Genomic DNA, 629 nt, shown 5'->3' with positions numbered 1-629 from the left:
GCGGCGGGTTTGCTTGCGTTTGCCTGCGTACTCAACGTCGGAAAAGCTCATTTGGCTCATGGGCGGCTCGGATCAGGTGGTCAGGCGATTTTCGCATATTTGAGACTTGTTCGGAGGTTCCCTAATAGTGGTTTAGGTTTTGATGATCCTGTTAAGGCGTGCAATTACCTGTACTCAGAATACTATTGGTCACACTTGATTTCTAACTACAGACCTGGCCTGAATCGCTATCGCTCGGGGGGGCTTTATGACTGTGGATGGAATGATGGTGTAGAAGATGGTCATTTTGGTGGAGCCCAGCTTATAAAAATAAACTGCGGTGCTGATATGTCACCTGATCGTCGTAAAAATAGTTGTAGCAGTAAGGCTCAAGTGGGTAGCCCTATAGAATCCGTTTCTTGCTCAAGTCCTTCTTCTGGGGTGGGTAATCCTGTAAATGCTGCCAATGGCAACAAGTATCAGGAGGAGATTGATTTTGAAAGCCGTGGAACCAAACCTGTTACTATTAGTCGTTCATACAATAGCCTAGTGTACTGTTTGCGAAATAATTTACCCGTGTCCTGCAACCTAAGTTATTGATAAAATTTGAATTTTACGTTAGTTAGTAGCTGGTTTTTTCGAAAACAGTA

Annotated in this window: 1 protein-coding gene; it reads left to right on the top strand. The window is 44.0% G+C overall.

Going from position 1 to position 629, the window contains the following annotated elements; genetic code table 11:
* Positions 1-579 (top strand): DUF6531 domain-containing protein (locus DW49_RS1000000131185; protein ID WP_229687630.1); only part of this gene is annotated, 579 nt, incomplete at its 5' end.
* Between the last annotated feature and the right edge of the window lie 50 nt (positions 580-629).

The organism is Pseudomonas avellanae BPIC 631 (genome assembly GCF_000444135.1).
In the GTDB taxonomy this organism is placed as follows: Bacteria; Pseudomonadota; Gammaproteobacteria; order Pseudomonadales; family Pseudomonadaceae; genus Aquipseudomonas; species Aquipseudomonas avellanae.
Note: the sequence above shows the minus strand (reverse complement) of the source record. Positions and strands in the feature narration are given on the sequence as shown.